General features: G+C 69.2%; 1 protein-coding gene. It reads left to right on the top strand.

Features of this window, described 5'->3' with window-relative positions; translation table 11 throughout:
• Positions 1-103: 103 nt before the first annotated feature.
• Positions 104-260: CoA transferase (locus tag ACZ3HH_RS30560; RefSeq protein ID WP_465810393.1), on the top strand; the 157-nt coding region annotated here is incomplete at its 3' end.

The following is a 260-nucleotide window of genomic DNA, read 5'->3' as shown; positions in this document are numbered from 1 at the left end:
CCGCATCTACCGCATCTACGAAGGCACCACGCAGATCATGCAGCTGGTCATCGCCAAGCAGATGCTGCGCAACTTCGCCGCCGGCATCGCGGGCTGAGGGCCGGTGTACCCGCTGCTTCAGGGCTTGTCGGTAATCGAGGCGTCGTCGTTCGTCGCCTCGCCCACCGCCGGGCTCTACCTCGCCCAGATGGGGGCCGAGGTGATCCGCGTCGACCAGATCGGCGGCGGGCCCGACTACCGCCGCTGGCCGGTGACGCCCG

Source organism: Pseudomonas sp. PME37.24/025 (genome assembly GCF_055556615.1).
The sequence above is the reverse complement of the archived record's forward strand: the minus strand, read 5'-3'. Positions and strand labels throughout refer to the sequence as shown.